The sequence below is a fragment of the Bradyrhizobium sp. 191 genome (assembly GCF_023100985.1).
In the GTDB taxonomy this organism is placed as follows: Bacteria; Pseudomonadota; Alphaproteobacteria; order Rhizobiales; family Xanthobacteraceae; genus Bradyrhizobium; species Bradyrhizobium diversitatis.
Map to the genome: position 1 here is coordinate 6841733 of NZ_CP064692.1, position 20864 is coordinate 6862596.

The 20864-nt window shown below is 60.5% G+C and carries 23 protein-coding genes and 1 pseudogene; 11 read left to right on the plus strand and 13 right to left on the minus strand.

Features of this window, described 5'->3' with window-relative positions:
* Nucleotides 1–34: 34 nt before the first annotated feature.
* The 9 genes from IVB23_RS32050 to IVB23_RS32090 form a co-directional block, all read right to left on the minus strand.
* Nucleotides 35–178: a hypothetical protein gene (locus tag IVB23_RS32050; RefSeq protein ID WP_245312071.1), complete on the minus strand. Its 144-nt coding sequence runs from the start codon at nucleotides 176–178 to the stop codon at nucleotides 35–37.
* 465 nt (nucleotides 179–643) lie between these two features.
* Complete coding sequence (locus IVB23_RS32055) at nucleotides 644–1201, minus strand: HdeD family acid-resistance protein (RefSeq protein ID WP_061880487.1); 558 nt, start codon at nucleotides 1199–1201, stop codon at nucleotides 644–646.
* Nucleotides 1202–1339: 138 nt separating this feature from the next.
* Complete coding sequence (locus IVB23_RS32060; protein ID WP_082822080.1) at nucleotides 1340–1825, minus strand: DUF992 domain-containing protein; 486 nt, start codon at nucleotides 1823–1825, stop codon at nucleotides 1340–1342.
* The gene (locus IVB23_RS32065; RefSeq protein WP_247801226.1) at nucleotides 1826–2359 is read right to left on the minus strand and encodes a hypothetical protein; all 534 of its coding nucleotides are present in this window, start codon (nucleotides 2357–2359) and stop codon (nucleotides 1826–1828) included.
* A 58-nt stretch (nucleotides 2360–2417) separates the two neighbouring features.
* A protein-coding gene (locus IVB23_RS32070; RefSeq protein WP_247800519.1) for an IS5 family transposase occupies nucleotides 2418–3169 on the minus strand; the annotation gives its coding sequence in 2 pieces (ribosomal slippage) (nucleotides 2418–2839 and nucleotides 2839–3169; 753 coding nt in all).
* A gap of 84 nt (nucleotides 3170–3253) precedes the next feature.
* Nucleotides 3254–4375 carry an AI-2E family transporter gene (locus IVB23_RS32075; protein WP_247801227.1) on the minus strand — a complete coding sequence of 374 codons (1122 nt, stop codon included), beginning with the start codon at nucleotides 4373–4375 and terminating at the stop codon, nucleotides 3254–3256.
* Nucleotides 4376–4416: 41 nt separating this feature from the next.
* Nucleotides 4417–4656: a hypothetical protein gene (locus IVB23_RS32080; RefSeq protein WP_247801228.1), complete on the minus strand. Its 240-nt coding sequence runs from the start codon at nucleotides 4654–4656 to the stop codon at nucleotides 4417–4419.
* 29 nt (nucleotides 4657–4685) lie between these two features.
* Nucleotides 4686–6125, minus strand: a complete 1440-nt coding sequence (locus IVB23_RS32085; protein WP_247801229.1) for a basic amino acid/polyamine antiporter — start codon at nucleotides 6123–6125, stop codon at nucleotides 4686–4688.
* Between the two features lie 149 nt (nucleotides 6126–6274).
* A complete protein-coding gene (locus tag IVB23_RS32090) occupies nucleotides 6275–6502 on the minus strand; it encodes a hypothetical protein (RefSeq protein ID WP_197964724.1) in 228 nt (75 codons plus the stop codon).
* A 255-nt stretch (nucleotides 6503–6757) separates the two neighbouring features.
* Here IVB23_RS32090 and IVB23_RS32095 point away from each other — a divergent pair, with 255 nt between their 5' ends.
* The gene (locus IVB23_RS32095; protein WP_247801230.1) at nucleotides 6758–7471 is read left to right on the plus strand and encodes a Bax inhibitor-1/YccA family protein; all 714 of its coding nucleotides are present in this window, start codon (nucleotides 6758–6760) and stop codon (nucleotides 7469–7471) included.
* Between the two features lie 19 nt (nucleotides 7472–7490).
* Here IVB23_RS32095 and IVB23_RS32100 read toward each other — a convergent pair whose 3' ends face one another.
* Complete coding sequence (locus IVB23_RS32100; RefSeq protein WP_061880480.1) at nucleotides 7491–7994, minus strand: DUF1269 domain-containing protein; 504 nt, start codon at nucleotides 7992–7994, stop codon at nucleotides 7491–7493.
* A gap of 354 nt (nucleotides 7995–8348) precedes the next feature.
* Between IVB23_RS32100 and IVB23_RS32105 the strand changes: the two genes are divergently transcribed.
* From IVB23_RS32105 to IVB23_RS32140, 8 genes and pseudogenes are all read left to right on the plus strand, one after another.
* Nucleotides 8349–9782, plus strand: coding sequence for a basic amino acid/polyamine antiporter (locus IVB23_RS32105; RefSeq protein ID WP_247801231.1), 1434 nt, complete (start codon nucleotides 8349–8351; stop codon nucleotides 9780–9782).
* Between the two features lie 25 nt (nucleotides 9783–9807).
* Nucleotides 9808–11070, plus strand: a complete 1263-nt coding sequence (gene arcA / locus IVB23_RS32110) for an arginine deiminase (protein WP_247801232.1) — start codon at nucleotides 9808–9810, stop codon at nucleotides 11068–11070.
* Nucleotides 11028–12155, plus strand: coding sequence for a hypothetical protein (locus IVB23_RS32115; RefSeq protein WP_247801233.1), 1128 nt, complete (start codon nucleotides 11028–11030; stop codon nucleotides 12153–12155). Before arcA ends, IVB23_RS32115 begins: the two co-directional genes overlap by 43 nt.
* A gap of 780 nt (nucleotides 12156–12935) precedes the next feature.
* On the plus strand, nucleotides 12936–13931 hold the full coding sequence (locus IVB23_RS32120) for a sensor histidine kinase (protein WP_247801234.1): 996 nt from the start codon (nucleotides 12936–12938) through the stop codon (nucleotides 13929–13931).
* A gap of 105 nt (nucleotides 13932–14036) precedes the next feature.
* Complete coding sequence (locus IVB23_RS32125) at nucleotides 14037–14666, plus strand: response regulator transcription factor (protein WP_061880476.1); 630 nt, start codon at nucleotides 14037–14039, stop codon at nucleotides 14664–14666.
* 163 nt (nucleotides 14667–14829) lie between these two features.
* The gene (locus tag IVB23_RS32130) at nucleotides 14830–15465 is read left to right on the plus strand and encodes a response regulator transcription factor (RefSeq protein WP_197964594.1); all 636 of its coding nucleotides are present in this window, start codon (nucleotides 14830–14832) and stop codon (nucleotides 15463–15465) included.
* Nucleotides 15466–15652: 187 nt separating this feature from the next.
* A complete protein-coding gene (locus IVB23_RS32135; protein ID WP_247801235.1) occupies nucleotides 15653–15916 on the plus strand; it encodes a PepSY domain-containing protein in 264 nt (87 codons plus the stop codon).
* 7 nt (nucleotides 15917–15923) lie between these two features.
* Nucleotides 15924–16118 (plus strand): annotated as a pseudogene (locus IVB23_RS32140) (amidohydrolase family protein); the annotation flags it as partial.
* 430 nt (nucleotides 16119–16548) lie between these two features.
* On the opposite strand, the gene IVB23_RS32145 reads toward IVB23_RS32140, so the two are convergent.
* Complete coding sequence (locus IVB23_RS32145) at nucleotides 16549–17064, minus strand: helix-turn-helix domain-containing protein (protein WP_060735362.1); 516 nt, start codon at nucleotides 17062–17064, stop codon at nucleotides 16549–16551.
* A gap of 241 nt (nucleotides 17065–17305) precedes the next feature.
* On the opposite strand from IVB23_RS32145, the gene IVB23_RS32150 reads away from it, so the two are divergent.
* The gene (locus IVB23_RS32150; protein WP_061883625.1) at nucleotides 17306–17938 is read left to right on the plus strand and encodes a 2-hydroxychromene-2-carboxylate isomerase; all 633 of its coding nucleotides are present in this window, start codon (nucleotides 17306–17308) and stop codon (nucleotides 17936–17938) included.
* Nucleotides 17939–18039: 101 nt separating this feature from the next.
* Complete coding sequence (locus IVB23_RS32155; protein ID WP_061883624.1) at nucleotides 18040–19239, plus strand: CoA transferase; 1200 nt, start codon at nucleotides 18040–18042, stop codon at nucleotides 19237–19239.
* Between the two features lie 25 nt (nucleotides 19240–19264).
* On the opposite strand, the gene IVB23_RS32160 is transcribed toward IVB23_RS32155, so the two are convergent.
* Together IVB23_RS32160 and IVB23_RS32165 are read right to left on the minus strand one after the other, a co-directional pair.
* Nucleotides 19265–19942, minus strand: coding sequence for a glutathione S-transferase family protein (locus IVB23_RS32160; RefSeq protein WP_197964596.1), 678 nt, complete (start codon nucleotides 19940–19942; stop codon nucleotides 19265–19267).
* Nucleotide 19943: 1 nt separating this feature from the next.
* Entirely contained in the window at nucleotides 19944–20687 is a 744-nt protein-coding gene (locus tag IVB23_RS32165; protein WP_197964597.1) for an SDR family NAD(P)-dependent oxidoreductase, read from the minus strand.
* Nucleotides 20688–20864: the final 177 nt, after the last annotated feature.

A 20864-nucleotide genomic window follows, 5' to 3' on the forward strand; every position in this document is an offset into this window, starting at 1 on the left:
CTTGAGACCGAGCCGTTGCTTCACTCGCGCCTTGTCAGTCCCGCGGTGTTCGATCGCTGCGCACCGGCTCGCCGTAACCCTTGCGACGGCTATAGAACATCAGTGCGATCAGGCCGCAGCCGGACACCAGCATCAGGATTGCAGCCCCCACGAGGATGACGTCGCGGTAAAGCGGCATTGATGGCGTTTCCTGCCATACCGCCACGGAAAACCAGGTCGCCACAATGAGAAGCGCTGCGAGAACGGCTCCGAAAGGCCATAGGTTGGTGTGGCGCACGATCTCCTCCCTCGTCTGGTTGGGGTTGCATCGCCTTCACAACCCATCGGCAGCCTGCCGATTGCGCAAGGCCTAGATCCACCGCCATCCGCAGCGACGACGACCCCGATGCCACCAGCAAACCCAGCGGCGCCTGCGAGGTCGCCGGCGGCCCCAGCCAGGATGAGGCGGTGGTCCCCATTGAGCTTGCGTCAGGAGATCCGATGGCCGGCCGGACCGGCCGAGCTCGGGTGCGATCGGCATCGCTTCCGCCGCCGCAATGAAGCGGACGCCGATGGCGCCGATCGCCGCGGCAGCTGCGGCATTTTGGGCAAGGCCTAGGAAGGCGCGGCGTGTCGGGGGGGACATCATCTTCCTCTCCTTATTTCACGCAGTCCGCCGCACGGACTGAAGCGCATAAAGCAGCCACGCGAGGCCGTGCGAGATCAGGTCGACGCCAAGCAGGAAGCCGAGGACCCACACGCTCATGGTGGGGAAGCTGAACAGGATCAGCGCGCCCGCGACCAACCCGAAGATGCCGGAGATCAGCATCATCCATCCGTTCTGGCGCCAATGGGCGAAGCTCAGCATGCATCGAATGACGCCTGAGGCGATCAGGACCGCGCCGAGGAAATAAGTGAGAATAAGAGCGCCGGAGGCGGGCTGGGTCAGCAGCACGAGCCCGAAGGCGACGTAGAGAGCGCCGAGGAGGATCTGCCACAGGAAGCCGCCCCATCCTTTGGTCCAGAAGGCGTGGGCGATCTCGAACGCACCAGCCGCAATCGCCGTTAGTCCGATCAACTTCACGCTAATGATGGTCGCGAACACTACATCGCTGAGAGCTGCGATACCGGCGGCGATCATGACAACGCCAAGGAGAGCGCAGACCCACAGGGGGGGAGGGCCCAGAGCTGCGATGCCGGACCGGCTGTCATAGACTGTCATGCCACGCTCCTGATCTACTAGTGATCGCCACCCCGAGGCGAGGGTAGCTTCCGAGCCGGAACGTCGACATCCGACGAAACCCTGAGCGACCGTGCGGGAATGTTCGCATGGCGTCGTGGAGGGATCCCCGCGAACGACCTACCGCCGGCCGCGTGGACCCAGAGTCAGGTTGGTCACGCCCGCCGCGAGATTGATTCCGATAGACCGCTCGATCGACAGCGGCTGCAACATCACGCTCCGACGCGAGCCGCCAATCAGGACGTTGGCGCCGAGGCCGGGGCCGAATGCGACGCTGCCGCTCGCACCCACATAATTTCCTCGCAGCGTAGCGGGGCCGATCCGCGAATTCTTGGCGAAGACGGCCCAGGAGAGGCTACCTGCCGAGGTCACACCCAGGTCAAGCCCAACGCGCCTTATGCGTCCCTCGTAGATGTATTGTCGAGGAGGTCTGCGTGCGTAGAAGAAAGTACAGCGCAGCGATTGTGCCGATCCGAGCACCAAGCCCACGCGTGGGGAACTGAGGCACAACAGTCGGCCGACCCGGAATGCGTCGGCGCGGGCGGGCGAGGCGGCGGTGCAAAGCAACACGCACGCGGCAATGCAGAGGAACCGTATCATTGGCATTCAAGCCTCCATCTGGTTGTCCGTGGACGCGGCCGCCGGCCGTCGGTCCTGGCGAAGCCAGAACGTGATGCCGAGGCCGATCAGCAGCACCGCACCCAGCAGGAAGAAGAAGACAGACTGCTTCAGCCAGGATATCGCCGGGACGGTCACGCCCATCGCAAGCCCGAGAAACGAGATTTGCAGCGACAGAAGACTGATGCCCGCGAGGAACGTACCTAGCGCGAGCAACATCAGCAGGACCAGGCCGGTTGCCGGTGTCGGAAGCAATTGCTGGACCCCCGACATCAGCATGATGTTCATCGTGACCAGGACGGCGATCCAGTGCAGCGCCTGGGTCCAGATCAATCGGAGCTGGGCCTCCTTGCCTTGCGTCTCCGGCCATTTCGTCACGACGCAGACCACGCCGATGGCGAGCGCCAGGAATTCCCAGTAGCCGACGAGAGGCTGGTGGGAGACGTTGGTATAGGCGACGCCCGCGACGGCGAGCACCAACGCCACCGCATAAGGGAGTTGCTGCCACAGGAATTGGGCCATCCTGAATTGAGGCGGGGGAGGCTCCGTGCTCCCGTTCCGTTCTAGGGTCTGTTTGGATTCATCTTGAGTTTGTCACGGCGGCGGTCAGATTGATCATTGCTTCGAAGCTCAAATCGGTTTTGTCGGCGCGCATGGCGATCCGCTTGAATTCCTTGAGCTTGCAGAAGAAATTTTCGATCAGATGCCGCCATTTGTACATTTCCTTGTCGATGGCGAGAGGCTTGGCGCGACGTGGGTGCTGGGAAATGACCACCTTGGCGCCGCGCTTGTCGAGGTCGGCGATGATGGCATTGCTGTCGAACGCCTTGTCTGCGATCAGCGCATCGAAGGCCAGCCCTTCGATAAGCGGCGAGACGCCGACCGTGTCGAAGCGCTGGCCGGGCAGCAGCACGAAACGCACGAGATTACCGAGCGCGTCGGTAAGTGCCAGGATTTTGGTGGTCATACCGCCTTTCGAGCGGCCGATGGCTTGGTTTTGCGTCCCCCTTTTGCGCCCTGTCCGTGGCGGTGGACTTTGACGATGGTGGCATCGACCATGACGTATTCCATGTCCGGCTCGTCCGAGACCGCATCGAACAGACGCTTCCAGACACCTGCCTTCGCCCAGTCGCGGAAACGCGTGTATACGGTTATCCAGTTGCCGAAGGCGCGCGGCAGATCGCGCCATGGGCTGCCTGTCCGGGCGATCCACAAGACTGCTTCGACAAATAGCCGGTTGTTCTTGCCGCTCCGGCCGGGATCAGCCGGCTTGCCAAGACAATGTGGTTCCATCTTCGCCCATTGGGCGTCAGTCAAAACGAATCGGTTCATCCCAAGCTTGAATCACAGCCAAGCCCAAATGAGAATCCTGAATCCAAACAGGCCCTAGATCGGTCTCGCTCATGGGCCATCCATTCACGATCTGTTGCCGCTGAATGTCACTGTGGGGTCGTCGCCGAGATAGTCCTCGACGTAGAACCGGATGATTGCGACACGGCCGATCGCGACCAGGGGCATGGCCATCGCGATGCCCAGGACGCCGAACAGCGCGCCAAGCATGACGATCGCGACCAGCGTCCAGGCAGGGGGGATCTCGACCGCCTGGCGTTGGATCAACGGACCGATCACATAGCCTTCGATCGACTGGATGATTGTGTAGATGAGAACTGCCCAGATCAGCAGCGAGCCGCCGAGTGGCATTGCGACCAGCGCGATCGGAAGCGCCGCCACGATCGGTCCGAGGTATGGAATGAAGTTCGACAAGCCTGCCTGCAGTCCGAGCACAAGAGGTCCGGGCAGTCCGACCAGATAGAGTGCGACCCAGACGCATAGCGTCATGAGAATGATCCGGATGAACTGTCCGATCAGCCACAACCGCATCACGCTGCCCATCTCGTCCATGACCGCTCTTGTTCGCGCGCGGTAGGGTCGCTTCACCAACATGACCAGGCTCTCGCGATGGCTGGTCGGATCGAACGCGAAGAGGATTCCGAGGAACACGATGACCAGCGCGCCGGTTAGCAGACTCGATGCTCCACCGAGCAGGAATTGAGCGTGGCTAAGAAAACGTCCCTGATCCGAGAACAGCCATTGCGCAAAGTCGCGGCCCCATTCCGGGCCGAGCAGGTCGACGCCGTATGACAGGAGGTGCTCCTGCAGGACGTCGATCTGGCTGTCCATGACCTTCAGCAGGAGACGCGTCTGCTCCGGTAGCTTGCCCGCACCCCATACCAGTCCAAATGTCGACAGAGCGGAGAACAGCAGCAGGACCAGCGTCAGCCGCCAAACGCGCGCGAGCGGAAGGACTGGGGCCAGCGCTCTTGCGCAGGCATCCAGAAATGCCCCGAACAGCACGCCTGCAAAGATGAGCAGGAGACTGGACACTGTCTGCCACGCCAGAAACAGGAAAACACAGGCAGCGAGCAGGCTGAGCCCGGTCGCGAGAACGCCGCGTCCGGCGTGCTCCGCCAGGCCGGCGGAATCGTCGTGAGGAAGGAGTTCGCGAAGCCGTTCCGGCCCTATCCTGGAATCGCTCATGGATCGGTCCAATCGCGAGGGTGGATGATCGTTCGCGGCGCCTAGGTGCGGACGCGTCGGCTGCCAAAGTGCGGATGCTTTCCGCCGCGATGACGCCAGTAGCGGTGCTTGGTCGGGTTCGTGTTGGTGTTGGGCGCCACGCTCTTCGGCGCCGATACATCGGTGTCCTTCGGCGCCACCCCGCTCTTGTCAGCCGACTGGGCCAGCAACAGGGTTGGAGATGCGGAAACCGCTACTAACCCGCCCAGGATCAGGACGCCGAAGATAGCTCGAATGCTCATATTCGCCTCCATGCAGCCAAGGAAAGGGCTCAAACCGAGATGGCTCCCGTGGAAAGTGCGTAGACGCCGGCACAAGCGGCGACCGTGATCGCCGCAAAGAGGATCGCCTCGAACGGCCTGAACGGTGTTTCCTTGCGTTCGCGCTTGGCGAGAAGGAACAGCAGCGTGCCGGGTGCATAGAGGATCGACGACAGCAAGAGAAATTTCAGCCCGCCTGCGTAGATCATCCCGGCCGCGTAGAACGTCGCGACGGCCGAGCGGATCCAGTCGCCAAGGCGGGCGCGCTCGCCAGCGCGGTAGCACTCGCCGGTCCAGGCGAGCTTGAGACCGTAGGCCGCAACAAACAAATACGGGATCAGCGTCATCGCACTCGTCATCTTCAACGCGAGCGTGAATGCATATTCCGCAAACCAGGTGACGAGGAGGAAGGTCTGGATGACGCAGTTGGTGAGCCAGAGCGCTCCCGTAGGGACCTTGTGCGCGTTCACTGTCGCGAGAAAGGAGGGCATGGTGCGCTGGACCGCGGCGGAATGCAGCACCTCAGCCGCCAGCAGTGACCAGGACAGGTAGTTGCCGAGGACCGAGATCAGGAGTGCCACGCTGATGAACACGCCGCCCCAGCCGCCGACCATCGCTTCCATGACGCCGGCCATCGATGGAGTCGGCAAATCCGCCAGTTCCGGTCGTGGCAGCACGCCATAGGACAGCAGTGTCACGAGGACGAGCAGGCTGAGCACCGCCAGAAAGCCGGCAACGGTCGCGAATCCAACATCGCTGCGGCTGCGGGCATAGCGGGAATAGACACTGGCGCCTTCGATCCCGACGAACACGAATACGGTCAGCAGCATCGTGCCGCGAACCTGGGTGAGCACATTTGAATGCTCCGGCTGCTCCGCTCCCGCGAAGTTCAGGGAGAAAAGCCTGCCGTCGAAGGCGATGGCGGCGGCTGCAATGAACAGCAGGATGGGAACGATCTTGGCGTAGGTCGCGATCGTATTGAGCGCGGCGGCGTTCTTGATGCCGCGCAGCAGCAGAACGTGCACTCCCCACAGCAGGACGGACGCCGAAGCGATCGCCACCGCAGTTGAGCCGTCACCGAAGACAGGGAAAAACTGTCCGAGTGTCGCCTTGATCAAGACGAGACAGGCGACATCTGCAAGACAGCATCCGACCCAGTATCCCACGGCCGAAGCAAAGCCGATATACTCGCCAAACCCGGCCCTGGCGTAGGCATAGATGCCGGCATCGAGGTCCGGTTTGCGGTGTGACAAGGTCTGGAACACGAAGGCCAGCATCAGCATGCCGGTGCCTGCGATCATCCAGGCAATGATCGCTCCCAAAGCGCCAGTGGTGCGCCCGAACTGCGCCGGCAATGCGAAGATGCCGGAGCCGACCATCGATCCGATCACGAGCGCGATTAGCGCATTGCGCGAAAGTTTTTGATCGACATCGTTCGCTGATGAAGCCATGGCAAGATGGCCTTCCAATCCGCGATCGGCGGGCACTGATGCCGGCCAACCCGGCGAAGACCTTAGAGGCGGCTTTCCCCCTCGGACATCAGGGATTCTCTGTAGGGAGTAGGGGCAGGAAATCGCCAGGCAGATCGGCGCGGCGCCGGTCAGGCCCCTGCCGTAGGGTCGGTTGCGCCTTCGCAAGCACTGGGTGATGGCCGCCCGGGAACGGCTGCCAGCAGCACGACGCCGGAACGGCAGAATTCACCGGCCTTCGCGAGTTCGGCCGCAATGCGTTGGGCATGCAGAACCGCGGCATCCTGATCGGCGTATTCGCATCCGGTCCCATCGGGAGTGAGACCGTATTTGTCGACGATGTGGAAATAGAAGCGCATGTCAGCCGATTAGGCCGCGCCGCGATCATCTCCTAGTGACAAACGCGTAAGGCTCCCCCTCCAGAAGGAGGAGGGGTGAGCGGCGGTTCCAGGTTGCCCATTTGTAATGAGCGGGATGGTCGCTGTGGATCGCCGGAACATTGCAGGGACAACAGGGTGGTTTCCCCGCCGCCGTTCGGGTGATTGTCCGATGCCGTCCTCTGAGCCCGAGCGATAGCGTAGGCGCTGTCAGCAAGCTCTGAGAGGAGACGAGCAATGTCACATTATGATCAGAACCTGGCGGCATCGAGCGCGGGCGGCGGTGGCACAATCGCGGTGGACGCCGGACTGCGCGACTACATGCTGCGCATCTATAACTACATGGCCGCCGGCGTCGGCCTGACCGCTGTTGTCGCGTGGCTGACCTATCAGCTGACGGGTCCGGCCTTGCTGGAGAGCCCGTTGATGTGGGTCTTCATCCTGGCGCCGCTTGCACTGGTCTTCTTCATCAGTTCGCGCATCAATACGCTGTCGGTATCAACGGCACGGCTTCTGTTCTTCATCTATGCCGCCCTGGTAGGCGTCTCGCTCTCGACGTTGTTCCACATCTACACCAGTGCGTCGATCACACGCGTCTTCTTCATCGCGGCCGCGACCTTCGGGGCGCTCAGCGTGTTCGGCTACACCACGCGGCGCGACCTATCCGGTCTCGGCACCTTCTTGTTCATGGGCCTGATCGGCGTCATCATTGCCAGTCTGGTCAACCTCTTCCTGCAGTCTTCCGGGCTGGACTGGCTGATCTCGGTCGTGGGCGTCGGTGTCTTTGCCGGACTCACGGCCTATGACACGCAGCGGATCAAGGCGATGTACGACAACAGGGATGATGAAATTTCGGCTGGCCGCAAGTCCGTGATTTCGGCGCTGTCCCTCTATCTCAACTTCATCAACCTGTTCATGATGCTGCTGCGCCTCGCCGGCGGCCGGCGCTGAGCGGGCCAAGGGCAGCCGTTCAGGCCGCAGGCTGCTTCGCCGCGCTTGCGAGCGCGTCGCGCAGCGCTTGTTCCTTGGTATCATCCAGGGACGTCTTGAGCACGGTCCCCCCGGCCTCCTTGATCTCCTTCAGCACCTTGTCCGCCGTCATGTTCTTGACCAGGACGAACAAGGCGGCGTTGCCGGTGTTGAGCGACGCAGACAATTCCTTCATGAAGGCGTCGTCGATGCCGAAATCGGAGAGGGCGCCGCCGAGCGCGCCCGATGCCGCGCCGACCGCGACACCGAGGATCGGATTGAGGAAGATAACGCCGATCAGCAGTCCCCAGAAACTTCCGGTCATCGCGCCGATCGCTGTCGTGTTGACGAGTTGGTTGAGTTTGATGCCGCCGGAATCGGTTTTCACGGCGATCACTGCGTCGCTGATTGTGATCAGATATTCTTTCTGCAGCCTGAGCAGCCGTTGACGCACTTCTTCGGCCTTCGCCTCGGATGGATACACGATCGCTACTAGATCGGACATGCAAGCCTCCTGCTGGGTCGAGTTCCGCCGGCCAAGCCTGGTCGGTCCGGCGCGACACGCTGAAAGATTAGCTGCCGCCCCCCTGGCACGGCATCGGAGAAAACCCTAAGGCCCTGGGGATGAATGTTCCTGATGCGCGACGCTGCCGCCCCCTGGGGCAATTACGGCGGCATCGTATCGAAAGCCGAAGTTTCGGCTTCGTCTCATTGTGAGCGCTCGCTCGATGGCGAGGAGAATCCCGATCTTTGACTAGGTAATCACCCGATATTCCAGGCCCGGCGCAAGGCGCATGGTGCAAACGGTGGGCAAGTCGATCGACCGGGATGCAACGCACGCCCGTCGCGAGGTCCTCACATGACTGCGAACCCGTCAATCCAGAAGCTCTCGCTGTTCGCATTGACCGCGATGGTGGTCGGCTCGATGGTCGGCTCGGGTATCTTCTCGCTGCCGAGAACCTTTGGTGTCGCCACCGGACCGTTCGGAGCCATCTTCGCCTGGTGCATCGCGGGCGGCGGCATGTACACCCTCGCGCGGGTGTTCCAGGCGCTGGCGGAACGAAAGCCCGAGCTCGATGCCGGCGTCTATGCCTATGCGAAGGAGGGGTTTGGCGACTATCCCGGTTTCCTGTCGGCATTCGGATACTGGATAGGCAGCTGTATCGGCAACGTCTCCTATTGGGTGCTGATCAAGTCGACGCTGGGTGCTTTCTTCCCGGTCTTCGGGGACGGTAACACGGTGATCGCGATCGTCGTCGCCTCGATCGGAATCTGGCTGTTTCATTTCATGATTCTGCGCGGTGTGCAGCAGGCGGCCGCGATCAACACGATCGTGACGATCGCAAAGATCGTGCCGATACTCGTCTTCATCGTCATCCTGATCATAGGGTTCAAGGCGGACCTGTTTCGAACGAACTTCTGGGGCGGAGATGGCATGCCGGACAAGAGTTTGTTCGAGCAGATTCGTGCGACCATGTTGGTCACCGTATTTGTCTTTCTCGGCATCGAGGGCGCCAGCGTCTATTCACGCTACGCCAAGGAACGTGCGCACGTCGGCGCTGCGACCATTCTGGGATTTACGATCGTGACGAGCTTGATGGTGCTCGTGACCATGCTGCCCTATGCCGTGCTTCCCCGCGCCGAGATTGCCGACATGCGGCAGCCTTCGATGGCGACGGTGCTGGAGGCGGTCGTCGGACATTGGGGCGCGATCTTCGTCAGCGTCGGGCTTCTGGTTTCGGTGTTGGGGGCCTATCTCGCATGGTCGCTGATCTGCGCCGAGGTGCTATCCGCCGCCGGGCGGACCAGGGACATGCCGGCCCTGTTCGGCACGGAAAATGCGAACAAGGTGCCGGCTGCAGCGCTTTGGCTCACCAATGGGATCGTTCAGCTCTTCGTCATCAGCACCTATTGGTCGCAGGATGCGTTCGCGTTGATGCTCAATCTGACGAGCGTGATGTCGCTCATTCCGTTCTTCCTCGTCGCGGCCTATGGGCTTCTGCTCGTCAGGCGGGGCGAGACCTATGGTAAGGAAAGCAGCGACAGAACGCGCGACATGGTCTTCGCCGGCATTGCCGTCGTCTACACGCTATTCCTGATCTACTCCGCCGGAATGAAGTTCCTGCTGCTGTCCTTGATCCTCTATGCGCCCGGTACGGCGCTCTATTTCTGGGCGCGTCTGGAACAGAAGGCGCGGGTCTTTACAGCCGTCGAGTGGGTCATCTTCATCGCCGCTGCCGTCGGCGCTGCCGTCGGAATCCACGGATTGGCGACTGGCTACATCACCATCTAGGCAAGGCATCCCGGGGAGAACTCCCATGGCAAAGCAGGCGTCGGACAGCTCGGTTTCCTTCGGGGTCCATTCGGAGGTCGGTCAACTCCGGAAGGTGATGGTCTGCTCCCCCGGCCGCGCCCATCAGCGCCTCACGCCGTCCAATTGCGACACCCTGCTGTTCGACGACGTGCTGTGGGTCGAGAACGCCAAGCGCGATCACTTCGACTTCGTGCAGAAGATGCGCGACCGCGGCATCGAAGTCGTCGAGATGCACAATCTGCTGGCGGAGACCGTCGCGATCCCCGAGGCCAAGAAGTGGATTCTCGACAACCAGGTCGTTCCCAATCAGGTCGGCCTCGGCCTCGTCGATGAGCTGCGGGGCTACCTTGAAAGCCTCAAGCCGCGCGATCTGGCTGAAACGCTGATTGGGGGCGTTTCGACCCATGACTTCCCGGACGCCCATGGCGGCGAGATGCTCAAGCTCGTCCGCGAGGCCGCCGGCATGACCGAGTATCTGCTGCCGCCGCTTCCCAATACGTTGTATACGCGGGACACGACCTGCTGGATCTACGGCGGGGTCACGCTGAACTCGCTCTACTGGCCGGCGCGACACGAGGAGCCGATCCTCGCGACAGCCATCTACATGTTCCATCCGGATTTCGCCGGCAAGGTCAATGTCTGGTGGGGCGACCCGACGCGGGACCACGGCCTTGCGACGCTGGAGGGCGGCGACGTGATGCCGATCGGCAAGGGCAACGTGCTGATCGGGTTGAGCGAGCGCACCTCGCGACAGGCGATCAGCCAGGTCGCCGCGGCTTTGTTCGAGAAGAAGGCGGCGGAGCGTGTGATCGTGGCTGCGATGCCGAAGCTCCGTGCGGCGATGCATCTCGATACCGTCTTCACGTTCGCTGACAGGGATTGCGTTCTGCTGTATCCCGACATCGTCAACAACATCGCGGCCTTTTCCTACCGGCCGGCCGACAATTCGGCCGGCCTCGAGCTGCGCAGGGATGAAAAGCCTTTCGTGGATGTCGTGGCTGAAGCCCTTGGCCTGAAGAAGATGCGTGTCATAGAGACCGGGGGCAACGCCTACATGCGGGAACGAACGCAGTGGGACAGCGGCGCCAATCTGGTTTGCGCCTCCCCAGGCGTGGTGTTCGCCTATGACCGCAACACCTACACCAACACCTTGCTGCGCAAGGAAGGGATCGAGGTGATCACCATCGTCGGGGCAGAGCTCGGGCGGGGCCGGGGAGGCGGTCATTGCATGACCTGTCCGATTATCAGGGACGCGGCGAACTACTAGACCGTGCGGATCGACCGGGTTCGGTCGTGAAGCCGGCGTTTATGGGCGGAGCGCCGCTCCGGCCCCCTTGTACCTGCGCGGTCGATCGCAAGCGCAGCGTTGGCTCCGCGCGTTTGTTCCGCGGCGGCGAGGGAGAACCTTTCGGCAATTTACGAAATGGCGATCGATCGATTCAATCACTGATTTTGAATCATACCACTAACACGCCACAATCGTCGCCCAGGCTGAGGCGATTCCTGGTGCACGCAAAGCCATCGAGGAACATCATGCGCGGATCGAGAGCTCTTTTGGTGGTACTGGGATTGTTGGGAACCGGCACTGCTTGGGCGGCGGACGTCGATCTCACCGAACTGAAGGCGAGCAGCCCTGTCCCGTATTATTCCGCTCCGTCCTGGAGCGTGGTCGGCTCCGTCACGCCGAATTTCACGGATAATGCCTTGTTCAGCCGGGACAACCGCAGGTCGGATTTCTTCTACGAGCCCGACGTCAGCGTCAGGCTGGATGGGAACCTCACAGATGACCTGTCGTACCGGCTCTATGCACGCGCACAATATGACGCCTTTTCGAGAGAGAAAGACGGCAATGCCGCAGTGGCGCGGATGGGAGCGCGCCTGACGGAGAATTGGGAGGGCTGGCGCTTCTCCGCCATCTACGAGCACCGATACGATTTCGACGGCATCTATCGCGATCTCGCTTTCACCTCAGACGACGTGATGGGCTCGGTGGCGCGCGACTTCCGCGTCAACAATGTGACGCTCTCACCGCTCTTGCTCCTGACCTACCGATTTTCCGACCTTGCGGAAGCTCGCCGCTGGCGCTTCGATGCCTTGCTCGGCATAGAAGTCAAACTCGATCCAAAATGGTCGATCGTGAGCACGCCGTTGTTCGAAGCCTTCTGGTTCACCGACGGGCTGAATAGGGGTCGGCAAGATCAAATCTACTCCGCGGATATTGGCCTGAAGTATAGTTTTGCCAGCAACGTTTCGCTTACAACCACTGTGCTGTACGAGGCACGAGAATCGAACGTCATGGTGCGGCGCTACAGGGATCTCAGGATCGGTCCCCGTCTCGACTTCGCCTTTTGAGAGGTCTGCAAGATGATGTTGAGACGTGCTTGGGTGCTGATCGGAGTTGTTGTCGGTTTGACCGCCGCATCCGCCGCAGCCGCGGACCCGCGCGACTCTGTGGACCGAAGCCAACGTCTGGATACGGATGCACTCAGGGACGATGCCGGCACTCAACGGCTGCGGATGCCGTCTCATCCGCTGGTGATCGCCCCGCCGCAAGAGGGAGCTCCAAACGCGACGAAAAGAAAGAAGAACAAGCCGAATACGAGCGGCGACGTGAGCCGCTAACACACCGCGACTCAGCATGGTGCGATCCCCTCGACGCCATCATGAAAGCTGTTTGCTGCGCTTGAGTATCTGTTGCACCTTATTTGAATTGCAGCGGGATAATCTGGCAAAAAACCGCTCATCCGATCCGCCCGATGCGTCTCACCGATGCAAGATTTTATTCCGTCAGCAACACTACCTGGTGGTGTGAGCAACCTGACGGTGTATACTCCGCCTACCCCAAGGGCGCGTCGCCTGATCCATTGATACCTCGCCGGCGGGGCAAGGAGGAGACTCCTGATGTTCGGCCTCAATATATTGAGCTTCAATATGTTGAGCTTCAATATCGGGCGTCACCAGTGAATAGTGGTGCGTACCGTGAAGCTACATAGCTCGCCCGCCCGTGAGTCGAGTGGAACCAGTGCTAGAAGGTGGTTGCGACTTGGCTCGGAAGAAACCAGCGAACGCCGGTACTGGGTGTTCTCACCCGATCTTCTTTTTGTAGCCCGTCCTTCGTTTCGAGGGCACTTCGTGTACGAGGGAATTAATCCGGCATTCGAGCTTCGTCTCGGCATCTCGTCTGAAGATGTCCGGGAGATGGAGATCTCCAATTGCCTCAACAGGCACGACGCCAAAGCCGTCAGCGAAGCTCTCCGCGCGTGCCGCGCAGAAGGAACAGAGGTCAGGATTCGCCATTCCCTTGCGTTTGGCGGCGAGCGCCAGAACATGGAAACTACCGTTGTTCCGATCATGGATGCCGTAGCCGATGGTGCGGTCCGCTTGATCGGCAGCCATCGTATCGTGGGCAAAGGATCTTTCCATAACGCTGCTGGACGCTCGCTTGCGCAGGAGAGCGTCAACTTGCTGTCCATTCAGGAGGATATCCAGCAAAGGATTGCGTCTGATCTGCACGACTCGACTTGTCAGCATCTGATTGCCGCAAGTCTTGGCATGATGCGATTCCGACAGAGCATGGGCGACCCGGTCGGGGCCGAGCGCCTTTGCGATGAGATCGACGCGTCGATCGACGCGGCGCTCAGGGAGATCCGCGCTTTTGCCTACCTGCTGCACCCGCAAAATCTGACAGACGACGGGCTCAGGGCCACGATCGAGCGCTATGCCGATGGATTCGCGACGCGCACGTCCTTGCGGATCACGACGAGGATCGTGGCTGGCGTCGACCGACTGCCCTACGAAAACCAGCGCTCATTGCTTCGGGTCGTTCAAGAAGCGCTCACGAACGTATTCCGCCATGCAAAGGCGACGCAAGTGAGCATCGTCATCGAGGGGACCGGCAGCCATTTTCGGCTAACCGTCAGCGACAATGGGCGTGGGCTTCAGGTTGGCCCCACGAACCAGCCGATATCGACCGGCGTTGGAATTCCGGCCATGAGAGCAAGACTTGAGCAGATCGGAGGTTCACTGGAGATCCGCTCGGGTCCGCATCATTCCGGTACCGTTCTGTGCGCAGTCTTTCCGCATGCCTCGGTCACGAGAGAAGCCGGCGAAGGGACGCCACTGTCATGAGGGCCCCCGCAGGCACGTATTGAGAAGAAAAGCACTGATCACCGGCGGCAAGCGGAAACGAGTTCGTTTCGACCCAGCCGCCGAGTAGCGACTGGAGTGCTCGCCATGAAGCGTATTCTCATAGCAGACGATCACGAAGCGGTACGGTCGGGCTTGCGTGCGGTGCTAAGACAACGAGCGGATTGGGAAGTAGTCGCCGAGGCGAGCGACGGCAGCAAGGCGCTGACAGCGGCGATCGAGAGTCGACCTCACGTGGCAATCGTCGATTTTTCCATGCCGCGAATGACCGGACTGGAGGTCGCGCGGCGAATCAGGGAATACCCGCTGCAAACCGAGGTTCTGATTTTCACGGTCCACAACTCCGGTCTGCTCGCCCAACAAGCATTCGAGGCAGGCGCGCGCGCTTTCCTGGCGAAATCGGACGCAAGCAGATTGCTGATGACGGCCGTCGATGCCCTTCTGGCGCACAAGCAGTTCTGTACCGAAAAATGTCGAAACGAACTGAACGGCGGATCAGGCAGCAATGCAGACCGGCATCCGGGCCTCACTCCGCGCGAGCAGGTCGTCGTTAAGCTGGTTGCAGAAGGCTACAGCAACAAGGGCATCAGCGCGATCCTCAACCTCAGCGTCAAGACCACTGAAGCTCATCGCGCCGCCGCGATGCGCAAGCTGGACGTGAGCTCGACCGCGGGGCTGGTACGATACGCCGTCCGCGCGCAGCTGGTCGAGGCATGACAATGCCTTTCTGGGGTGGGGTGGGCCGAGGCGGCGTCGGTAAAATCGCTCGGCCATCTGGGGGTTTTATAGGATGATGCTTCAGCCCGCGATCTGTATGATCGCTCGACTGTTCTGCTGCCGATGATCTCCGCCGATTGCGGTCGGATAGGAGAACGATGTCGTGAAACGCATCTTGATTGCGGATGATCATGAAATCGTGCGTTCAGGGCTGCGCGCGATTGTCGATACGCGCTCCGACTGGATCGTTGTCGGTGAAGCAACGAATGGTGAGCAGGCCGTCGCATTGGCTCTGGAGACAAAGCCGGACGTCGTGATCGTCGACTATTCGATGCCCCTCATGAACGGGCTAGAGGTCAGTCGCCGAGTGAAGTCACTTCGCTTGCGCAGCGAAGTTCTGATTCTGACGATGCATGAAAACGAAGAGCTGCTGACCGAAGCCATTCTGGCCGGTGTCCGAGGCTTCTTGTTCAAATCGGATGCGAGGAAACACCTGCTGTCCGCCGTCGAGGCGCTGCTGGATCGAAGGCCCTATTTCACGAGCGTGCTGCTGGAGAAACTGCTCCACGACTACCAGCTCAACAAGCTGAACAAGTCGGATATGCTGCTCACCTCGCGCGAGCAGAGCGTAGTCCAACTGATAGCGGAAGGACATACCAACAGGTCCATAAGCTCCATTTTGCAGTTGAGCGTGAAGACCGTCGAGACCCATCGCGCTTCCGCGATGCGCAAGCTGGGAATGTCCTCGACCGCTGAACTGGTCCGTTACGCCATCCGCAAGAAATTGGTAGCTCCCTGAGAGACATCTCCGGCCGAAAGATATTTCGCCAGATGTGTGAGCCGAGAGATCATCGACTGTCTTCAACTCGGGGCGCACGCTGCCGCCGATGTCGGTATTTACCCCTAAGCGCCCCAGGCGGAATTTGGGAGTGACTCGATTCCGCAATGCTGCGAGACTTGTCAGCACACGCAGCAAGGAGGCCGGCATGAGTAGGAGTACACCTGTTGTTTTCGCAGTCGTTCTGTCGGCTGTTGCCGCAAACGTCGCGCTTGCTGACCGACCGGGGCCTGACTGGATGCCGATCCAGCAAGTCATCGAGAAGGTCCTTAAGTCGGGCTTTGCGCTGGTCAGCAAGATCGAAGCGGATGACGGTCGCTGGGAAGGCGAAGGCATCAAGGATGGTCAGAAGATGAAGTTTCTCGCCGACCCAAAGACAGGCGAGATCATATCTACCAGGCCTGACCGCTAGATAGGCGCTGGCCCTATCCGGCAAACGCAATCCCTATCCGGGAAAGATTGGCGTTGTGGAGCACGGCGCTCTGGCCGATCTGCTTCTGGTCGAAGGAAATCCACTGGAGAATATCAATCCCGTCGGCGACCCCACGAAGTTCGTCGTTATCATGAAGGACGGAACGATCTACAAGAATGCGTTAGCACAACAGCACGCCTAATCTATGTAGCGGTGCGCTTCGGACTTACATGAAGACTAGAGTATTACCCTTAACTGTCACTCGGGCCATGTCTCCGCGAGGCGCCATAAATGTACACACAATGAAAAACAAATGTCCGCAACTTGATCGATGAGAGAGGTGGCTTTCGCAAGAGCTGCGGGAAGGGTTGAAGCGCGCGTCGCTTTTTTTGGTCGCTAGGTCCGCGCCTTCCACCCCAAAATACAAAGACAACATTTATGCGCGTTTTCCAATCTGCGCCACGGTTCCATCACTCCGCGGCACCAGGGACACGACTGCCGCCCTGACGACGTCTTCCAAGGCGGGAGCCGGGATTGCCGACGTTGCCTGCGACTTGGACAAGATTTTTCACGAGAAGCGACGCCAATGAACTCGCCTGCGGCCATTGCGCGGGAAACGCGGCTTGGCGCTCTTACGCCGCTTTCTTGCGGGGCTTCGGCTTTGCTTTTTTGTCGAGCAAGACCCTCTCTGGAGCTGGGCGCGCGCCTGGACCAGGGTGGACATGAACTTCCTTGGCTGAAAGCGGCTCGCCGCATTCCGAGCACACCATCACGGGATCGAACATCTTTCCGCACTTGCGGTGCTCATGCAGCAGGGGACGTCCGCGTTCGTCGACCATGTGGGTGTCGCCCCAATGTACGAGCGCCATCATGATCGGATAGAGGTCGAGGCCCTTTTGCGTCAGGATATACTCGTGGCGTTTAGGCGACTCCTGGTAAGGAATGCGGCGCAGGACGCCCAGCCGAACCAGCTTTTTCAGTCGCTCTGCGAGCAGATGGCGGGTGATTCCAAGCGCTGACTGAAACCCCTCGAAACGGCGCGTGCGCAGGAAGCATTCGCGGAGAATCAGAAGAGTCCAGCGGTCACCAATCACACCGATGGTGCGAGCCATCGAACATGGCTCTTCCTCAAGTTCATCCCATTTCATTCCTGCTCTCCGGTCGACCGGCGCCTGTTCCGCTCGAATCAGGGGAGTGGCAGACGCCACTCCTACCATTCTAGATAGGCACTAAAGTGGATACAATACCTTGCCGGTCGTTTCAAACCAACGGAATTCAAAGTAGATTTGACAGTTCAATTTTAGAACTATAGAAGGAGGGGCAGGCTGCGTTCGGCCTACAAGATCACGCCAGGCCTAACAAACATCGCGCTCTGCGGGAGGAGCTGACATGTCCCTGAAAGTTGAATTCCTGTTCGATTTCGGCAGCCCGAACGCTTACCTCGCGGAACTAGCCCTTCCCGGAATCGAACGGCGCACCGGCGTGAAATTCGAGTATGTCCCGATCCTGCTCGGCGGCATCTTCAAGGCAACGGGCAACATGTCTCCGTTCGAGTCGCTTCATGGCATCAAGAACAAACCCGAATACCAGGCGCTGGAGACGCAGCGCTTCATTCGCCGGCATAACGTGACGAAATTCCGCTCCAATCCGTTCTTTCCGGTCAATACGCTGATGTTGATGCGCGGCGCCGTCGCGGCGCAGTTCGAAGGCGTGTTCGAACCCTATTTCCGCGCGGCCTACCACCACATGTGGGAGGAGCCGAAGAAGATGGATGACCTCGAAACCTTCCGAGCAGCGTTCATCTCCTCAGGCGTCGATATCGATCGGTTGCTTGCACGTGCGCAGCAGGACGACGTCAAGAAGGGGCTGATCGATCGCACCACCGACGCGGTCAACCGCGGCGCATTCGGCTCGCCGACCTTCTTCGTTGGAGATGAGATGTTCTTCGGGAAGGACCAGCTTCGCGATGTGGAGGAGTCGATCGTCGAGCAGATCGGCCAACCCGTTTCGAAGACGGCCTGAGGCCAGAACCTGGAGCCTTTGCAGAGCCGGGTAGACGTCCGCGCGCCTGCGTGACGAAAGCTCAGTCGGCCTTATAACAAAACCAATTCAGGGAGAATGTCATGCCCGGCCCCCTCAACGGCGTTCGTGTCCTCGATTTGACAGGCGTGGTGTCGGGTCCTTTCGCGACCATGTTCCTGGCGGATCAGGGCGCGGACGTCCTGAAAATCGAGCCGATCGGCGGCGACATTACCCGACGCAGCCGCGCTACCATCGACAAGGATGGCGAGTTTTCGGCACTGTTCATTTCGTCAAATCGCGGCAAGCGCTCGCTGTCGATTGATGTCAAAAGCGCGGCCGGCCGTGAGGTTCTGGCCAAATTGGTCGCGAAGGCGGATGTGCTGGTGCAGAATTTCCGGCCCGGCACCATGGAGCGCCTCGGTCTCGGCGTCGAAGAGTTGCGCCAGCGCCATCCGCGCCTGATCTATGTTTCGATCAGCGGTGTTGGCGACAGCGGACCCTATGTGAAGAAACGTGTTTACGACCCGATCATTCAGGGCCTGTCGGGCTTTGCCGATATCCAGTCGCAGCCGGTCACGAACCGTCCGCAGATGATCCGGACTATCGTCTGCGACAAGACCACCGCCGTGTTCACCGCCCAGGCGGTCGCGGCAGCCCTCTACGCGCGCGAGAAGACAGGGCAGGGTGATCACATCCAGGTCGCCATGCTGGACGCGATGATCTCGTATTTGTGGCCGGAAGGCATGATGCAATACACGGTGGTGGGTGCCGAGGCCACTGCTGCCGATCCCAACGATCGGCCCGATCTCGTGTTCAAGACCAGCGACGGCTACATCACCGCTGGTACCATTTCCGACTCCGAATGGCAGGGTTTTTGCCAGGCCTCCGGCGACTCCGAGCTGGCCAAGGATCCCCGGTTTGCGACGCCATCGGCGCGCTCGGTCAACGCCACGGCGCGCATCAACAAGATGGCGGAGTATATCAGCCAGCACACCACCGCAGAATGGCTGGAGCGTCTGGACGCCGCCGATGTTCCTTGCTCACCGATCCTGCGGCGGGGCGAGATCATCCACAATGAACAGGTGGTCGCGCGCGATATCATCGCGGAGTTCGATCAGCCGAAAGTCGGACGGGTGCGGCAACCGAAGCCGGCAGCGCGTTTTGCGATCAACGAGGCCGCGATCGGTGGGCCTGCTCCCAGGGTGGGCGAGCACTCCCGCGACGTGTTGTACGAGCTGGGCTACGACGACGGCGCCATCGACAAGATGGTCGCCGAGCGCAGCGTGCGTGTCGCGGTCTGACCGCGAAACCCGTTGGCGACGTATTCTAGACCTTCACCGGCGCCGGCGTGATCGGTGCCATCGGAACATTCGCCGCAACGGCTCGCTGAAAGGCTTCTCGTTTCCGGATGCGCTCGAGATAGGGTTGAGCGTTGTCGCAAATGCCGACGCCATAGGCGATGGCCCACTCCAGGCACGTCGTGAGCAGGATGTCTGCGCTGGTAAACCGTTCGCCCATCAGGAATTGCCGGCCGTCTGCAAGTGCGACTTCGACATGCCGTAGCTGCTGGCGGAAATACTCGCCGGCTTGCGCAACCACCTCGGGCGCAATGCCGTAGATCGGTCCGAGCGCGTCGGCCCGATGGCGGCGCATCACGTAAAGGCTGGTGGAATCCAGCTCCGTGACGATAAAGAAGCACCATTCCAGCCATGCCGCATACTCGCGGGTAGCTTCCGGAATCAGCGATCGTCCCGCCGTGGAATACATTCGCGACAAATAGGCAACGATCGCTGCGCTCTCCCCGATGCAGAAGTCGCCATCCTGAAGCAGCGGGATCTTCTGGCGCGGATTGAGCTTCGAGTATTCCGCGGTCTTGGTTTCGCCGGTTCGCGGGCCAATGGGCCTTGTCTTGTAGGCCAAGCCCAGTTCGTGCATGGCCCAGTGCGGACGAATGGTGCGACTCGTGCCAACGCCCCACAGGGTCAGGTCTGGTGTCGCATTCATATTACCATTTCTCCACGGACGGACGGAGATCGAGCTCGTGGGTCCAGCCATCTTTGCTTTGCTGGTGGGTGAACCAATAAGCTTCGGCGATGGAAGACGTCTTGGTCAGGCTATCGGGCGGAATGTCGCTTGCTTCGATGCCCTTCGCTGCCTTCATGCGTTGGTGAATCGCCTCGCTATCCACGCCAGCGTCGATCAGGAGATGCACGACGTGGATGTTCTTCGGTCCAAGCTCGCGTGCCATCGCCTGGGCCACTGCACGAAGGCCGAACTTCGCTGATGAAAATGCTGAAAACCCGGGGCCGCCACGCACGCTTGCCGTCGCGCCGGTGAAAAAGATGGTGCCGCGTCCGCGCGACAGCATCACGCGGGCGGCCTCACGTCCAACCAGGAAACCACCATAACAGGCGAGTTCCCAAGCCTTGAAGAACAACTTCTCCGTGGTGTCGAGCAGAGGCTTGTTGACGTTCGAGCCCGCATTGTAGAGGCAGACCTCGACAGGCCCGTGCTCTTTCTCGACACGCGCGAAAATGCCTTGGACTTCTGTTTCCTGACGCGCATCCACGCTGAATGCGTGAACGTCATGCGCCGCAGCCCTCAGCTCGGCCACGAGTCCCTGCGATTTGGACGCATCGCGCCTGCAGATGCAGACCGTATAGCCGCCTTGGGCAAAACGCCGGGCGACCGCCGCGCCAATGGCATCGCCTGCGCCAACAAGTATCGCTACACCGCGGCCCGCCGCCATCCTCGATCCTCCCTTTAAGTTCTTATTGGATACTATAACCTAGCTGCCGGATGATGCGTTGTAAACGGAGGTTTTTAAGAGCCACGCAGAAAACGACGCTCACAGATGGATTGTCTATTCGACTCCGGAAAAGGTTGACGACGATTTACTGATTGACGAGTTCTAAAAAAGAACTAT